Consider the following 15941-nt stretch of genomic DNA (forward strand, 5'->3'; position numbering starts at 1 on the left):
CGTGCGCTTCACGAAGGGCCAGGGCACCGGCAACGACTTCGTGCTGTTCTCCGACCCCGAGGGGAGTTCGATCTCACCCCCGAGCGCATCCGCGCCCTGGCCGACCGGCGCTTCGGCGTCGGGGGCGACGGCGTGATTCGGGCAGTCCGCTCGGAGAAGCACCCCGAAGGGGCGGCCGTCCTGGCCGAAGACTCCAGCGCCGAGTGGTTCATGGATTACCACAATGCCGACGGCAGCGTCGCCGAGATGTGCGGTAACGGCATCCGAGTGTTCGCGGCCTATCTCATCGAGCAGGGCCTGACCACGCTCGCGGCGGGCGACACCCTGGCGGTCGGCACGCGCGCCGGCGTCCGCGACGTGCAGCTGAACAGTCGGGGCTTCCAGGTCGATCTCGGGCGCTGGCGCCTCGACGACGAGCACCCCGAGGTGCGCGCGCGCGACCTCCACGCCGTCCGTCCGGGTCTCGGCCTGAACGTCGGCAACCCGCACGTCGTCGTGGCGATCGCGTCGGCCGACGAGCTCGCCGCGATCGATCTCACCGTCATCCCGATCGTCGAGCCGACGCCGGTCGACGGGGCGAACGTCGAATTCGTGGTCCCCTCCGACCCGCTGGTCGCCGACGGTGTCGGGCGCATCACGATGCGTGTCCACGAGCGCGGCTCGGGCGAGACCCTCTCGTGCGGCACCGGTGCTGCGGCTGCCGCCCTGGCCACCCGTTACTGGGCAGGCCAGGGGCTCCCGACCAGTGGCGCGTCGATGTTCCCGGCGGCACCGTCGGCGTCCGCATGTTCGCGACCGAAGACGGCGAGCACGTGTCGCTCAGTGGCCCGGCCGAACTGGTCTTCACGGGCGAGCTCGCGATCTGACCCGAGCGCCGGTGCACGGTGCGCCCTCGTGCTCGTGCTCGTGCTCGTGCTGGGTGCCCGTCGTGTCCGCTGCCGCCCTCGTGCTCCAGGCACCCCGCTCACATCGCCCCGCTGTTCCCGCCGAGCGATCCGCGAACGAACAGCACCTGGCGCCCAGCCCCCGAGCCCGGCTATGCTCGATCCATGAAGCTTTTCACCTGGATCTAGTCCGCCTGCTGCGCCGCGGCGGTGTCCTGTACGCCTACAGCCGCGTTGCGCGCAAGACGCGATACCCCTTCGACGTCGACGTTCGCTCTACTTCGACGACACCGTCCAGATGCTCGTTCAGCCATTTCTGAAGCGAGTCGGCTCCGAGATTCTTCGCCACCACGAGGTACGCCTCGTAGTCGACGCCGAGTCGCGGCAACCAGGTCGACAGGATCTCGTGGAGAACCGCCTTTCCGACTCGGATGGGCGGGTTCGACCAGATTCCGTCGAACACGACGTCGGAGGGAACATCGCCGGGCAGCACCGCGTTGATATTGGTGATGCCCGCCCGCTTCGCATTCTCGCGAAGCAACTCGAGCACGCGCTCGTTCACGTCGACCGCCCAGACGGTGGCGTCGGGGGAGAGCAGCGCGAGCGTCAGAGCGATGGGCCCCCAACCGCATCCCACATCCAAGAAAATGCCGTCGCGCGGTGGCGTCGGCATCTCGGCCAGGAGCACCTCGGTGCCCGGGTCGATCCGCCCCGGTGAGAAGACGCCGGCGGCGGTCGCCAGAGAGAGTTCGCGGCCTGCGATCCGGACCGTGATCTCTCGCGGTCGGAGCTCGCTCGACGGCTGCGACGAGAAGTAGTGCTCGCTGGCCATCCCCACAGATTATCGAACCTGAAAGGTCTAATGTGACTGCAATGACTGAACATGGCCCCGGCACGGAGCGCCAGGAGAGCGACGACGTCGTCGACCGCATCCTGCGCGGTTCCGAGAGCCGCGCCGGCCTCTCGGTCTTCTCGCCCGCCCAGGCGATCCAGACCCAGGGCCTCGGCGGCAGCGGACTCGGCGACAGCAACGACATCGGCTCGGACGGCGACCAGTACGACCTCGAAGACCGGCAGGCGCTCCGGCGCGTGGCCGGCCTGTCGACCGAACTTCAGGACGTCACCGAGGTCGAGTACCGGCAGCTGCGCCTCGAGAACGTGGTGCTGATCGGCGTCTACTCGCAGGAAGCCTGCAGGACGCCGAGAACTCCTCCGCGAACTCGCGGCGCTCGCCGAGACGGCCGGCGCGGTCGTTCTCGACGGGCTGCTCCAGCGGCGCCCGCACCCCGATCCGAGCACGTATCTCGGAAGCGGCAAGGCGATCGAACTCAAGAACACCGTGCTGGCGCTCGGCGCCGACACGGTGATCGCCGACACGGAGCTGGCCCCGAGCCAGCGGCGCGCGCTCGAAGACGTGGTGAAGGTGAAGGTGATCGACCGCACGGCCGTGATCCTCGACATCTTCAGCCAGCACGCCAAGAGCCGTGAGGGCAAGGCACAGGTCGAACTCGCCCAGCTCGAGTACCTCCTCCCGCGGTTGCGCGGTTGGGGCGAGTCGATGTCCCGTCAGGCCGGTGGCCAGGTGGGTGCCGGAAACGGCATGGGTTCGCGTGGCCCCGGTGAGACCAAGATCGAACTCGACCGGCGTCGTATCCACACGCGGATGGCGATCCTGCGAAAGAAGATCAAGGAGATGAAGCCGGCGCGCGAGGCGAAGCGGGCGAACCGTGTGCGCAACGTCGTTCCGAGCGTCGCCATCGCCGGCTACACGAACGCGGGCAAGTCGAGTCTGCTCAACCGTCTCACCAGGGCGGGAGTGCTCGTCGAGAATGCCCTGTTCGCGACTCTCGACGCGACGGTCCGGAAGAGCATGACCGACGACGGGCGGCCGTTCACGTACGCCGACACCGTCGGTTTCGTGCGCAACCTGCCGCACCAGCTCGTCGAGGCGTTCCGCTCCACGCTCGAGGAGGTCAGTGGCAGCGACATCATCGTCCACGTGGTCGACGGGTCGCACCCCGACCCGGCCGCACAGTTGGCGACGGTTCGCGAGGTGATCTCCGAGGTCGACGGCCGCGAGATCCCCGAGGTGGTCGTCTTCAACAAGAGCGACCTCGTCGACGAGAGCCAGCGCCTCGTCCTGCGGGGAATGGTGCCCGACGCGATCTTCGTCTCGGCTCGCACCGGCGAGGGCATCGACGAGCTGCGCGCGCGGCTGGCCGAGTTCCTGCCGCGTCCCGAGGTCGAGCTCGACCTCCTCGTGCCCTACGACCGCGGCGAGGTGATCGCTCGGATCCACGAGATCGGTCGCGTCGTCGACGTCGAGTACCTCGAGGCCGGGACGCGCGTGACCGCCAAGGTCTACCCGCAAGACGCATCGGCCCTCGGCGAGTTCGCTCACTGATCCACCTGAGACCGCCCCTTCCCGCTCGGGAGGGGGCGGTTTCCGTGTGGCGGCCACGATGCTGGTGATGCCAACTCCCACGCCCATGCGTCCGCATGCTGCTGTCACACGGCGTCACACACCGCGTCGCGCGCTTTCGTCTTCCACCGCCCTCGCGTAGTTTGGCCTGCACGTCGTCAGCGGTCAGGGCGACAGCGACAAGCCGAGCCCGGCACTCGCACCGAGACCCTCGTGGTCAGTCATTCGGTGTGCCGGGCCTCCCTCGTGGCGGCTTCGCTCCGCACACCGGTTCGTCTCCTTTCGAAAAGAGACCCACCGTGGTTGCATCAGCAGTTCCCCCGAGCGGTAGCGTGCCGCCGGGATCGGTCCCGTTCTCCGTCGAGGTGTTCCCCGCGCGGACCTCGGCGGCGGCCCTCGCCCTGGGGCACACCGTGCAGCGGCTGTCCCAGCGCGGTGCCGCCTTCGTCGCGGTCACCTGCGGTGCGGCGGGCACCGGCGCATCGGCCTCGGCGGATCTCGTCGGCTACGTCCAGACGCATGTCGCGGCGCCCGTCCTGGCCCACGTCACCACCTGGGGCGCCGACCCCGACGAACTGCGCGATCGGGTCCGGACCCTTCGCGATCAGGGTGTCCGCCGCGTCCTGGCCGTCCGAGGCGACCCGCCGCGCGTCGAGCCGGGCCTCGCCGGACCCGTCACGGCGTCCGACCTCGTGGCGATCGCGCGAGAGACGTTCGCGGAGGCGGGCATCGACGACCCCGACATCGCCGTCGCCGCCTTCCCGCTCGGACATCCGGCGGGCGCACGATCCCACGCCACAGCGATCGACCACGACCTGGCCCTCCTCGCCGCGAAGCAGCGCGCCGGGGCGACTCGGGCACTGACGCAGGTGCAGTTCGAGCCGGAAGGCTACGCGGCGTACGTCGAGCGGGCGCGAGCCGCCGGCGTGACGATCCCGATCGTCCCGGGCGTTCTGGCCGTGACGAGCGCCGACCGCCTTCGCCGAGTCGTCGAACTGACCGGGGGACCGGTACCGACAGAGCTCGCCGAAGCCCTCGACGCCGCCGGCAGTCCCGAAGACGCCGAGGCCGTCGGAGTGGCCTTCGCGTCTCGTCTGAGCCGCGCCCTTCTCGAGGTCGGGGCTCCGGCCATCCACTTCTACACGCTGAACGCGGCCGAGCCCGTCCTGCGGATCCTCGACAGCCTCGAATCCTCTGACCCCACCACCCCCACCACACACCGCGACGCAGCAGTCGCCCGCACCGAACGGACCTTCGCATGACCACCACCTCGTCCTCCTTCCCGACCGCGAGCATCCTGGGCTATCCGCGAGTCGGCGCCCGACGCGAACTGAAGCGCGCCATCGAGAGCCACTGGGCCGGTACGTCGTCCCTCGACGAGCTCGAGACGGCCGCTCGGGCGCTCCGCTCCACGCGCCGCGCGCGCCTCGCCGAGCTCGGCCTCTCGAAGACCGACTCGAGCATCCCGGAGGACTTCTCCTTCTACGATCAGGTGCTCGACACCGCGCTGGCGGTCGGCGCCATCCCCACGCGGTTCGCTGACGTCGCCGAGGGTGCCGGTCGCGAGACCGAGTTCCTGCTCGCCCGGGGGACGAGACCCACCCGCCGCTCGAGATGACCAAGTGGTTCGACACCAACTACCACCACCTCGTCCCGGAGATCGGCGCAGACGCGTCCTTCGACCTGGCCCGCACCGAGTTCGCCGACCGCGTCCGCGAAGCCGCGGCAGACGGGTACGTCACTCGCCCGGTCGTGGTGGGACCGGTGACGCTGCTGGCGCTCAGCGTCGCGGCGCAGGACGCCCCGGAGGGCTTCGCGCCGCTCGACGTGATCGACCGTCTCGTGCCCGTCTACGTCTCCCTCCTGGCCGAACTGAAGGCGGCCGGGGCCGAGTGGGTTCAGCTCGACGAGCCCGGGCTCGTCAGTGACAACCTCGCCGTCGATCGCGACACCCTGGTCGCAACGGCGGGGCGCGTCTACGAGGCCCTCGCGGCGGCGACGGACCGCCCGGAGATCTTCGTCGCGCTCTCGTACGGCGATTCGCGCTCTGCGGCGGCCACGCTCGCTGCGACGGGCGTCGAGGCCGTGGGGCTGGACCTGGTCCGCGGGATCCTGCCCGACCTCTCCTCCGTGCCCGCTGACGTCACTGTCGTCGGCGGCGTGGTCGACGGGCGTAGCATCTGGCGCACCGACCTCGATCGCGCGCTGGCCTCGCTCGAGACGCTCGCCGCCGGGGTCCCCGGCGCGGTCGCGGTCACCACGACGACGTCCCTGCAGCACCTGCCGCACGACACCGCCCTCGAGACCGAGCTCGACCCGGAGCTCGTCTCCTGGCTCGCCTTCGCCGACCAGCGCGTCGACGAGGTGCGCGTCCTCGCAGCAGGCCTCACCCAGGGCCGAGCCACCGTGTCCGCGGAGATCCAGGCGGCGCAGGATGCTCGCGCTCGCCGGGCAGCGCACGCCGGCGTGGTCGACGACACGATCCGCGCCCGGGTGGCTCGGGTCACGACCGATGACACGACCCGCGTCGCATCCGGAGTGCGCGACGAGGCGCAGCGCGAGTCGCTGGGACTGCCGCTGCTGCCGACGACGACGATCGGCTCGTTCCCGCAGACGACCGAGGTCCGTCGGGCCCGGGCCGCGAACGTCCGCGGAGAGCTCTCCGACGCCGAGTACGAGGCGGCCCTGCGCGCAGAGATCGCGCGCGTCATCGAGGTTCAGGAGACAGCGGGCCTGGACGTGCTCGTCCACGGCGAGCCCGAACGCAACGACATGGTCCAGTACTTCGCCGAGCTCCTCGACGGGTTCTCGGTGACCGAGCAGGGCTGGGTCCAGTCGTACGGCACCCGGTGCACCAGGCCCTCCATCCTCTGGGGCGACGTCTCGCGCCCAAAGCCGATGACGGTCGCCCTCTCGTCCTACGCGGCCTCGCTCACCTCGAAGCCGGTCAAGGGCATGCTCACCGGCCCCGTCACGATCCTGGCCTGGTCGTTCGTGCGTGACGACCTGCCCCTCGGTCAGGTCGCCGACCAGGTCGCCCTGGCGCTTCGCGACGAGGTGCAGGATCTCGAGGCGGCCGGAATCGGCATCATCCAGGTCGACGAGCCCGCCCTCCGCGAGCTGCTGCCTCTCGCGTCCGACGACCACTCGGCGTACCTGGCCTGGTCGACGCGTTCCTTCCGCTTGGCGACGTCCGGCGTGCGTCCGTCCACGCAGATCCACACGCACCTCTGCTACTCGGAGTTCGGCACCGTCATCCGGGCGATCGACGATCTCGATGCCGACGTGACGAGCATCGAGGCGGCGCGCTCGCGCATGGAGGTCGTCGACGACCTCGCCCGCGTCGGCTTCTCCCGCGGCGTCGGACCGGGCGTCTACGACATCCACTCGCCGCGCGTGCCGTCCGCCGCCGAACTGGCTTCGTCGGTCTCCGTCGCCGCTGCGTCCGTGCCGCTGGACAAGCTGTGGATCAACCCCGACTGCGGTCTGAAGACCCGCGGCTACGCCGAGGTGGTCCCTGCGCTGACCCGCATGGTCGATGCCGCGCGGGAAGTCCGCTCGAGCGTCGGGCAGCCGGCGTAACCGGTCGTCGCCGAAGGCACGAAATCCGCCCCTGGCCAGCTGGCCAGGGGCGGATTTCGTGCATTCGGCGGTCTCGCTAGAGCGAGCGGAGGACCGCCACGACCTTGCCGAGGATCTGCGCGTGATCGCCGACGATGGGCTCGAAGTTGGAGTTGCGGGGGAGGAGCCAGGTGTGGCCGTCGCGCTGGCGGAAGACCTTGACCGTGGCCTCGTCGTCGAGCATCGCCGCGACGATCTCGCCGTTCTCGGCGTCGTTCTGCTGCCGCACGACGACCCAGTCGCCGTCGCAGATCGCAGCGTCGATCATGGACTCGCCGATGACCTTGAGCATGAACAGATCGCCCTTGCCGACCAGGGTGCGCGGGAGCGGCATGACGTCTTCGACCTGCTGCTCGGCCGTGATCGGGATTCCGGCCGCGATGCGGCCGACGAGCGGCACTCGGGCGGTCACGTTGTCGTCGTCGTCGTAGCGGGCGATCGTGGGCTCGGGAACGAGCTTCGCAGGATCTTCCAGCAGCACCTCGAGCGCCCGCGGCCGGTTCGGGTCTCGGCGGATCGCCCCGGCGAGCTCGAGCTGATTCAGCTGATGGGTGACGCTCGACAGCGACGCCAGCCCCACCGCGTCGCCGATCTCGCGCATGCTCGGCGGGTAACCCCTATCGGCGATGGAGTCGCGGATCGCGGTCAGGATCAGCGTCTGCTTGGCCGTCAACGGCTTCCGCGCCCGCGGGTCCGTCTCGGTCGTGCGCGCTTCGCTCATCGTTCTCCCGCCGTCGTGTTCGAGCACTGTTGGTTCGAATGTCGGTGGCTCCTGTTCTACTGGGGCCATCGATCGAAACTGTATCCGGTCACTCCTGCTCCGACAAACACATGTTCGAGTGTGTCGCCCTGTTTTTTGGCGAAAAGTGGTCGAATCCTCTTGAAATCGTCGCAATTCGAAGATATGTTCGGAACACGTCTTCGCGTCAGTGAAACAGAACGGGCAGTCCCGGCCGAGTGTTCGGTCTCGATCACCCGGCGCGAAGACCCAGGTTTCAAGCCGTGCTTTGTGCGGCCGTGCTCGTTGCACGGCCGTGCTTGTAGAACGGCCGTGCTTGTAGAACGACACGCTAGAGAGGACCACCCCATGAGCGCCACGATCACAGCCTTCCCCCGCTCCGCCGGTACCCACGGCATCCTGCCCGCCGAGGCCGTCCGTCCGGTGACCCCGGCGCGGCCCGCCGAGCACGCGCACCTGCACATCACCCGTCGCGGTCGCGTGGTGCTGACCGCCGCGGTCGTCGTCGCCGTCCTCGCCACGGTGCTCGGATTCGTCTTGAGCGGCGGTGGCGCCGTTGCCACGAGCACTTCGGGTCACGTCCAGTTCCAGCACGTCACGGTGAGCGCCGGCGAGACCCTCTGGGGCGTCGCCGAAGACGTCGCCCCGAATGCCGACCCGCGCGACGTCATCGCCGACATCCAGCAGCTCAACAACCTCGGCTCCACCGAGGTCATGCCCGGTCAATCGCTCGCCATTCCGACGAAGTACACGCAGAAGTAGACCGCAGCGCGGCTCGCGCCGCGCCGGTCGACTCGACCGCTCGCCGGATCACACCTGAGGCGCCCCTGCTGGGGCGCCTTTCGTGTCTGCGTCCGTCAGGTCCGCGCGGCCACCTGTGGACAACGCGGTAACGTGCCGCGGGCCACCGTAAAATGGCGTCGTGGCCATTTCCCTCGACGACCTACCCATTCGCGACGACCTCCGCGGTCAGTCGCCCTACGGCGCACCGCAGAAGAAGGTGCCCGTCGCGCTCAACGTCAACGAGAACACGCATCCCATCCCCGAAGACGTCGCGCGCGACATCGTCGAGTCCCTCGCCGCCGCGGTCCTCGACGTCAATCGCTACCCCGACCGCGAGTTCACCCCGCTGCGCGAGGCGCTCGCGCGCTACATCGGGCACGGCGTCCAGGCCGATCAGATCTGGGCGGCCAACGGGTCGAACGAGGTGATCCAGCAGATCCTGCAGGCCTTCGGCGGGCCGGGTCGCAGTGTGCTCGGGTTCCCTCCCACCTATTCCATGCACTCGATCATCACTCGCGGCACCGGCACCGAGTGGCTCGAGGGCCGCCGCGACGCGGGCTTCGACATCTCGCCCGACACCGTTCGCGCCGAGATCGAGCGCACCGATCCCGACATCGTCTTCCTCTGCGCCCCGAACAACCCGACCGGCACTCCGCTCGAGCTCGACACCATCGAGGCCGCCTACGAGGCCAGCCGCGGCATCGTCCTCGTCGACGAGGCCTACTTCGAGTTCATGCCGGCCGACCGTCCGAGCGCCGTCACGCTCCTCGACGGGCGTCCGCGGCTCCTGGTCTCCCGCACGATGAGCAAGGCGTTCGCCTTCGCCGGAGCCCGCGTCGGCTACCTCGCCGCCGATCCCGCCGTGATCGACGCCCTTCGCCTGGTGCGGCTGCCGTACCACCTGTCGTCGCTCACTCAGGCCGCCGCGGTGGCAGCCCTCCGTCACGCCGACGAGATGCTCGCGATGGTCGACGACATCAAAGCGCAGCGCGACCGGATCGTGCACGAGCTCACCGAGCTGGGCTACAAGCCCTGGCCGACCTGGTCGAACTTCGTCCTGTTCGGCGGTGTCGACGACCCACACGCCGTCTTCGAGGCGTTGCTCGCGCGCGGCATCATCGTGCGCGACCTCTCCATCCCAGGCCACCTGCGAGTCAGCGCCGGCACCGAGGCCGAGACGACCGCGTTCTTGAACGCGCTCCGCGACATTAGGCTCGGGGCATGAGCACAGTGCCCACGCCCTCGGGTGGCGCAGCCGCGCGCACCTCCCGCGTCTCCCGCACCACCAGCGAGTCGAGCATCGAGCTGTCGATCGACCTCGACGGAACGGGTGCGTCGTCGATCGACACGTCCGTTCCCTTTTACGACCACCTGCTGACGGCGCTCTCGAAGCACTCGCTCATCGACCTCGAGGTGAAGGCCACCGGCGACACGCACATCGACGTCCACCACACCGTCGAAGACATCGGCATCGCGTTCGGCACCGCGCTCAAGGAGGCGCTCGGCGACAAGCGGGGCATCCGCCGCTACGGCGACGCTCTCGTCCCTCTCGACGAGGCCCTGGTCCAGGCCGTGGTCGATGTCTCCGGCCGTCCCTATCTGGTCCACTCCGGTGAGCCCGCCGGCTTCGAGTTCCACCTCATCGGCGGTCACTTCACCGGCTCGATGGTTCGCCACGTGTTCGAGGCGATCACCTTCCACGCCGGCTTGACCGTGCACGTCACCGTGCAGGGTGGTCGCGATCCGCACCACATCGCCGAGGCCGAGTTCAAGGCGTTCGCTCGGGCGCTTCGCGCTGCCGTCGAGCTCGACCCGCGCGTGACCGGCATCCCCTCCACCAAGGGCGCCCTGTGACGGACCGCTCCGACGGTCGCGCTCCGGGCTCCGACACCGGCGGCGCCAAGCCCACGGTCGTCGTGCTCGACTACGGCAGCGGCAATGTCCACTCGGCCATCAAAGCCCTCGAACTCGCCGGCGCCGACGTCGAGCTCACCGCCGACAGCGGGCGAGTCGCCGCAGCCGACGGACTCTTCGTCCCGGGTGTCGGCGCGTTCTCGGCCGTCATGAGCCAGCTCCAGTCGGTCCGCGGCGCCGAGAAGATCGATCGCCGCCTCGCCGGCGGGCGGCCCGTGCTGGGAATCTGCGTCGGCATGCAGATCCTTTTCGACCGCGGCGTCGAGCGCGACCACGAGACCGAGGGTCTGGGTGAGTGGCCGGGCACCGTCGAACCTCTCAAGGCCGATGTCCTGCCCCACATGGGCTGGAACACCGTGCAGGCGCCCGACGACTCCCTCCTCTTCGACGGCGTCCGTGACGAGCGCTTCTACTTCGTCCACTCCTACGCGGCGCAAGACTGGGCGCTCGAAGGGTACGGCGCCCGCAAGTCGCCGAAGGTCACCTGGGCCGACCACGGTGGCCCATTCGTCGCCGCCGTCGAGAACGGTCCGCTGTGGGCCACGCAGTTCCACCCCGAGAAGTCCGGCCGGCCCGGCATCCGCCTGCTGACCAACTGGCTCGCGACCCTGTAGGCCTGCGCGTCCTGCGCGATCCGACCTTCGGCCATCCCCGACAGCACCACCACCAGGAAGCCCCATGAGCGAGTTCACGTCCATCCCGTCCCTCACCCTGCTCCCGGCCGTCGACGTCGCCGACGGCAAAGCCGTGCGTCTGACCCAGGGTGAGGCCGGCACCGAGACCACCTACGGCGACCCCGTCGATGCGGCGGCCGACTGGCAGGAGCAGGGCGCCGAGTGGCTGCACCTGGTCGACCTCGACGCCGCGTTCGGTCGCGGCGACAATCGCGCTCTCATCCGCCGAGTCATCCACCAGGTCAAGGGGCTGAACGTCGAACTCTCCGGCGGCATCCGCGACGACGCCTCTCTCGCCGCGGCGCTCGAGACCGGCGTCAGGAGAATCAACCTCGGTACGGCGGCCCTCGAGAACCCGGAGTGGGCGGCCCACGCCATCGCCGAGTACGGCGACGCAATCGCCGTCGGCCTCGACGTCCGTGGCACGACCCTGGCCGCCCGCGGCTGGACCGAAGAGGGCGGCGACCTGTGGGAGGTTCTCGACCGCCTCGAAGAGGCCGGTTGCCCCCGCTACGTCGTGACGGATGTGACGAAGGACGGCACCCTCCAGGGTCCGAACGTCGACCTCCTGCGGCAGGTCATGGAGCGCACCGACCGCCCCGTCGTCGCCTCCGGCGGCATCTCGAGCCTCGACGACCTCGCGGTGCTCCGTGAACTCGTTCCGGCTGGCCTCGAAGGCGCCATCGTCGGCAAAGCCCTCTACTCGGGCGCGTTCACTCTCGCCGCGGCGCTGGACGTCGCCGGCCGCTGATGGCCGTCGACCCGTCCGACAACGCGCAGGATCCCGTGTCGTCGACCAGCCCCACACCAGGTGTTCCTCCCCACCTGCGATCGGCGACACCCGGGGGAGCCGGCAGCGACAGCGCAGGCACCCCCTGGGAGGGCCGGACGTTTCAGGCGCACGACACGACGTACGCGGCCGACGACGGGTCTGCGGATCCTGCGCTGCTCCACGCACTGACCAGGTTCCACGCGCGCGAGGTCGGCGAAGCCGCCGTCATCGACGCCCTGCGAACGGCTCGCCTTCTGATTCCCCTCGTGGCGCACGCCGGCGACGAGGGCTTCAACGAGCACGGAATCCGTGTCGACAAGACTCAGGAACTCGCGATCGTGACCGTCGCGGGCCCCGACGGGCGAACCGTCCTCCCGGCGTTCAGCAGCGTGCAGGCGCTTCAGGCCTGGGATCCTGCGGCTCGTCCGGTCCCGGCCGAATCGCGCCGCATCGCCATCGCTGCGGCAGCCGAGGCGACCGAGCTTCTCGTGCTCGACCCGGTGTCCGCCACCGAGTTCGGTGTGCGGCGCCCAGCACTGTGGGCGCTCGCGCAAGACCTGCCGTGGCAGCCGTCGTACGCTGACGACGCCGTGGCCGACGCCTTCCTGCGACCGGCTCTCGTCGAACCGTCGGTCGCGAGCGTCACCGTCGCCGCAGGTTCGCCCGACGCACGACTCGGTGGCCCCGAGCTCGTCGTCGAGCTCGGCCTTCGGCCGGGTCTCGACCGCGATACCCTCTCCACTCTCCTGCAGAGACTTCAAGAAGCATGGGCCCTCGACGAGCTGATCGCCACACGGGTCGACAGCATGGGCGTCCGCGTGGTCCCGGCCACCTGAGATCCTGCGCGTTTCCTCGCGCTCCCCAAGCCGCCCGCGCTCCCCGAACCGCCCGCGCTCCCCGAACCACCCGCGCTCCCCAAGCCACCCGCGCTCCCCGAATCACCCGCGCTCCCCGAACCACCCGCGTCTCCCGAAATCGAAGGGGATTTTCGGGTCGCGGGTCGCGGATCGGCCTCACTTTCGCCGTGCCCGGCGAATCCCCTTCGATTTCGGGCGGGGCGGGGCGGGGTGCGGGCGAGGGGCGGGGCGGGGCGCCGCTAGTTGACCGGGCCGGTGTACTTCTCGCCGGGGCCCTTGCCGACCGGGTCGGGGATCGGCGATGCCTCGCGGAAGGCCAACTGCAGGGTGCGGAGGCCGTCGCGCAGCGCTCGCGCGTGGGCGTCGCCGATCTCGGGAGCGGCTGCCGTGACGAGTCCGGCGAGGGCCGTGATCAGCTTGCGCGCCTCGTCGAGGTCGGTCTGCGTCTCGGGAGAGTCGGCCAGGCCGAGTTTGACCGCGCCCGCGCTGAGCAGGTGCACGGCGACGGTGTTGATCACCTCGACGGCCGGAACATCGGCGATGTCGCGCTCGGCACCGACGGCATCGACGCCGTCACCGTGGGCGTCGTAGGGGGATTCGTGCTGGGTGTGGCTCACGTACATTCTCTCTGCTAAGCTTCTTCCGGCTACGGGGACTTGTGCCCCGTTACGAAAGTGGAGATTCTCCCACCCGCGCTGATCCTGTATCAGGTCTTAACCGTCACATTAGGTTACCGGGTTGTTGTGCCCCGGCGGTGCCCGTCCCATGACGAGCAACGCTAGCCAGGGCGCGGTGCTTGCTTGTCTTGCACCTGATTTCCTCTTTTTCAGCCCGCCCGGCCATCCACCGGAGCGTTGAAGAAAGAAATAGAGGAGTCCCGCATCAGCGATCCCCGTACCAACGACCGCATCCGCGTCCCTGAGGTCCGACTCGTCGGTCCCGCCGGCGAGCAGGTGGGCGTTGTCCCCATCGCCATGGCCCTGCGTCTTGCGCAAGAGGCCGACCTGGATCTGGTCGAAGTTGCACCGAACTCGAAGCCGCCCGTGGCAAAGATCATGGACTACGGCAAGTTCAAGTACGAGGCGGCCCAGAAGGCCAAAGAAGCGCGTCGCAACCAGGCCAACACGATCCTCAAAGAGGTCCGTTTTCGCCTGAAGATCGACACCCACGACTACCAGACCAAGCTCAAGCGCGCTGAAGGCTTCCTCCAGTCGGGCGACAAGGTCAAGGCCATGATCCTGTTCCGCGGCCGCGAGCAGTCGCGCCCCGAGCAGGGCGTCCGTCTTCTCCAGCGCTTCGCCGAAGACGTCGCCGAGTGGGGCACCGTCGAGAACAACCCCACGATCGACGGCCGAAACATGGTCATGGTCATCGGCCCGCTGAAGAACAAGGCCGAGGCGAAAGCCGAATCAGAAGCTCGCAAGGCGGCCAACAAGCCGCCGAAGCACCCCACGACCTCGGAGGCTCCCGCAGCCGAGTCGAAGTCCGCCGAAGCAACCGCCGAGTAGTTCCACCTCTCGTCGCACGCCTCGCACCGTTCGTCTCCACGCGCGGTTCCGAAGAAGAAAGTAACGACTATGCCCAAGATGAAGACCCACTCCGGCACCAAGAAGCGATTCAAGGTCACCGGCACCGGCAAGATCATGAAGCAGCAGGCCGGCATGCGTCACAACCTCGAGGTCAAGTCCTCCAAGCGCAAGGCCCGCCTCAACACCGACCAGGTGCTGTCCAAGGCCGACAGCAAGGTCATCAAGAAGCTTCTCGGTCGCTGAGCCTCGCTCAGTCAGCGCCGTCCAACACGTTAAGGAACTAGAAAAATGGCAAGAGTAAAGAGGGCCGTCAACGCCCACAAGAAGCGTCGCGTCATCCTCGAGCGCGCCGAGGGCTACCGCGGTCAGCGTTCACGCCTCTACCGCAAGGCCAAGGAGCAGGTCACCCACTCCCTCGTCTACTCGTACCGCGACCGCCGTGCCAAGAAGGGCGAGTTCCGCCGTCTCTGGATCCAGCGCATCAACGCCGCTTCGCGTGCCAACGGCCTGACCTACAACCGCCTCATCCAGGGTCTCGCCCTGGCCGGCATCGAGGTCGACCGTCGCATCCTCGCCGACCTCGCCGTCAACGAGCCCGCCACCTTCGCGGGCCTCGTCGCCTCGGCGAAGGCGGCCCTTCCGGCCGACACGTCGGCGCCGAAGGTCAACGCTGCGTAGTTCTTCTCGTCACTCGGGCATAGTTGCACCGTGCCCAGTAACCAGATGATCGACAACCCGCGCTCACCCAGGGTGCGCGCGGTGGCCAAACTGGCCAAGAGAGACGCCCGGTCGCAGACCGGGCTCTTTCTGTTGGAAGGCCCGCAGGCCGTCACAGAAGCCCTGACCTTCCGCCCCGAGCTGGTGGTCGAGCTGTTCGCGACCCCGACGGCTCTCGAGCGCTACACCGAGCTGGCACAGGCGGCGGTCGACGCGGGCGTCGACATCGAATTCGTCACCGAGGACGTCCTTCAGGCGATGGCCGACACGGTCACGCCCCAGGGGCTCGTGGCGGTGTGCCGTCAGTTCCCGACGAGCGTGAAAGACATCTTCGGGTCGACCCCCGACGACGCACCGCGGCTGATCGCCATCCTGGAAGAGGTCCGAGACCCGGGCAACGCCGGCACGATCATCCGTGCCGCCGACGCGGCGGGAGCCGACGCCGTCATCATGACCGGCCGCAGCGTCGACCTCTACAACCCCAAGGTCGTCCGGGCCACGACCGGCTCGCTGTTCCACGTGCCGGTCGCCGTCGGTATCGAACTCGCCACCGTGCTCAAGCGGTGCGGGGAATCGGGCCTCCAGGTGCTCGCGGCCGATGTCAAGGGCGGCGACCTCCTCGAGGCGCGACAGGAGGGCGTCCTGGCAGCCCCGACGGCCTGGCTCTTCGGCAACGAGGCACGCGGTCTCGCCGACGAGAATCTGGCCCTGGCCGACCGCGCCGTCGTGGTCCCGATCTATGGGCACGCCGAGAGCATGAACCTCGCCACGGCGGCTTCGGTCTGCCTCTACGAGAGCGCCTTCGCGCAGCGCTCCTAGAGCACGCGGGCGACCACCATCGCATCGACGCGGCGATCTTCCGGCAGGACATCCGGCGCCGCGAGAGGTTCGAGGACGACGAGTGGCGAATGATCCGGGTCACCGGTGACGATCTCGGGCGCACGCAGCAGCCGTTCCTCGACCGCTTGGCCCGTCTCCGGGCCGAACGGGGCCCTCGGGCGAACGATGTCGTGCGCGACGGCGGAGGGG

General features: G+C 69.1%; 14 protein-coding genes and 3 pseudogenes. 14 read left to right on the forward strand and 3 right to left on the reverse strand.

Translation table 11 applies throughout. From position 1 onward, the window contains the following. Nucleotide 1 precedes the first annotated feature (1 nt). Nucleotides 2-866 (forward strand): annotated as a pseudogene (dapF, locus tag QUE79_RS11585) (diaminopimelate epimerase). Nucleotides 867-1107: 241 nt separating this feature from the next. Here the strand turns inward: dapF and QUE79_RS11590 are convergent. Further along, complete coding sequence (locus tag QUE79_RS11590) at nucleotides 1108-1716, reverse strand: class I SAM-dependent methyltransferase (protein WP_286343265.1); 609 nt, start codon at nucleotides 1714-1716, stop codon at nucleotides 1108-1110. A 41-nt stretch (nucleotides 1717-1757) separates the two neighbouring features. Here QUE79_RS11590 and hflX point away from each other — a divergent pair. From hflX to metE, 3 genes and pseudogenes are all read left to right on the forward strand, one after another. Continuing rightward, nucleotides 1758-3288: pseudogene (gene hflX, locus QUE79_RS11595) on the forward strand (GTPase HflX). A gap of 317 nt (nucleotides 3289-3605) precedes the next feature. Then, on the forward strand, nucleotides 3606-4568 hold the full coding sequence (locus tag QUE79_RS11600; RefSeq protein ID WP_286343266.1) for a methylenetetrahydrofolate reductase: 963 nt from the start codon (nucleotides 3606-3608) through the stop codon (nucleotides 4566-4568). After that, nucleotides 4565-6888: pseudogene (gene metE, locus QUE79_RS11605) on the forward strand (5-methyltetrahydropteroyltriglutamate--homocysteine S-methyltransferase). Before QUE79_RS11600 ends, metE begins: the two are co-directional and overlap by 4 nt. Nucleotides 6889-6964: 76 nt before the next feature. Here the strand turns inward: metE and lexA are convergent. Then, nucleotides 6965-7648: a transcriptional repressor LexA gene (lexA, locus tag QUE79_RS11610; protein WP_286343267.1), complete on the reverse strand. Its 684-nt coding sequence runs from the start codon at nucleotides 7646-7648 to the stop codon at nucleotides 6965-6967. 366 nt (nucleotides 7649-8014) lie between these two features. Between lexA and QUE79_RS11615 the strand changes: the two genes are divergently transcribed. The 6 genes from QUE79_RS11615 (at nucleotide 8015) to QUE79_RS11640 (ending at nucleotide 12645) form a co-directional block, all read left to right on the forward strand. After that, complete coding sequence (locus tag QUE79_RS11615) at nucleotides 8015-8428, forward strand: LysM peptidoglycan-binding domain-containing protein (protein WP_286343268.1); 414 nt, start codon at nucleotides 8015-8017, stop codon at nucleotides 8426-8428. Nucleotides 8429-8588: 160 nt separating this feature from the next. Continuing rightward, complete coding sequence (locus QUE79_RS11620; RefSeq protein WP_286343269.1) at nucleotides 8589-9674, forward strand: histidinol-phosphate transaminase; 1086 nt, start codon at nucleotides 8589-8591, stop codon at nucleotides 9672-9674. Then, on the forward strand, nucleotides 9671-10303 hold the full coding sequence (gene hisB / locus QUE79_RS11625) for an imidazoleglycerol-phosphate dehydratase HisB (RefSeq protein WP_286343270.1): 633 nt from the start codon (nucleotides 9671-9673) through the stop codon (nucleotides 10301-10303). Before QUE79_RS11620 ends, hisB begins: the two co-directional genes overlap by 4 nt. Further along, on the forward strand, nucleotides 10300-10977 hold the full coding sequence (gene hisH, locus QUE79_RS11630) for an imidazole glycerol phosphate synthase subunit HisH (RefSeq protein WP_286343271.1): 678 nt from the start codon (nucleotides 10300-10302) through the stop codon (nucleotides 10975-10977). Before hisB ends, hisH begins: the two co-directional genes overlap by 4 nt. Before the next feature lie 64 nt (nucleotides 10978-11041). After that, entirely contained in the window at nucleotides 11042-11788 is a 747-nt protein-coding gene (gene priA, locus QUE79_RS11635; protein ID WP_286343272.1) for a bifunctional 1-(5-phosphoribosyl)-5-((5-phosphoribosylamino)methylideneamino)imidazole-4-carboxamide isomerase/phosphoribosylanthranilate isomerase PriA, read from the forward strand. After that, nucleotides 11788-12645 (forward strand): SseB family protein, encoded by an 858-nt coding sequence (locus QUE79_RS11640; protein WP_286343273.1) that lies wholly within the window; start codon nucleotides 11788-11790, stop codon nucleotides 12643-12645. Before priA ends, QUE79_RS11640 begins: the two co-directional genes overlap by 1 nt. Nucleotides 12646-12905: 260 nt before the next feature. Here the strand turns inward: QUE79_RS11640 and QUE79_RS11645 are convergent, their stop codons facing one another. Next, nucleotides 12906-13283: a DUF1844 domain-containing protein gene (locus QUE79_RS11645; RefSeq protein WP_434010991.1), complete on the reverse strand. Its 378-nt coding sequence runs from the start codon at nucleotides 13281-13283 to the stop codon at nucleotides 12906-12908. A gap of 237 nt (nucleotides 13284-13520) precedes the next feature. Here QUE79_RS11645 and infC point away from each other — a divergent pair, with 237 nt between their 5' ends. The 4 genes from infC (at nucleotide 13521) to QUE79_RS11665 (ending at nucleotide 15731) form a co-directional block, all read left to right on the forward strand. After that, the gene (gene infC, locus QUE79_RS11650) at nucleotides 13521-14174 is read left to right on the forward strand and encodes a translation initiation factor IF-3 (RefSeq protein WP_434010992.1); all 654 of its coding nucleotides are present in this window, start codon (nucleotides 13521-13523) and stop codon (nucleotides 14172-14174) included. A gap of 69 nt (nucleotides 14175-14243) precedes the next feature. Next, nucleotides 14244-14438 carry a 50S ribosomal protein L35 gene (rpmI, locus tag QUE79_RS11655; RefSeq protein ID WP_286343274.1) on the forward strand — a complete coding sequence of 65 codons (195 nt, stop codon included), beginning with the start codon at nucleotides 14244-14246 and terminating at the stop codon, nucleotides 14436-14438. Between the two features lie 45 nt (nucleotides 14439-14483). Continuing rightward, nucleotides 14484-14873, forward strand: a complete 390-nt coding sequence (rplT, locus tag QUE79_RS11660) for a 50S ribosomal protein L20 (protein ID WP_286343275.1) — start codon at nucleotides 14484-14486, stop codon at nucleotides 14871-14873. Between the two features lie 45 nt (nucleotides 14874-14918). Further along, nucleotides 14919-15731 (forward strand): TrmH family RNA methyltransferase, encoded by an 813-nt coding sequence (locus tag QUE79_RS11665; protein WP_286346700.1) that lies wholly within the window; start codon nucleotides 14919-14921, stop codon nucleotides 15729-15731. Nucleotides 15732-15941: the final 210 nt, after the last annotated feature.

Source organism: Frondihabitans sucicola, from assembly GCF_030296615.1.
Taxonomy (GTDB): Bacteria; Actinomycetota; Actinomycetes; order Actinomycetales; family Microbacteriaceae; genus Frondihabitans; species Frondihabitans sucicola.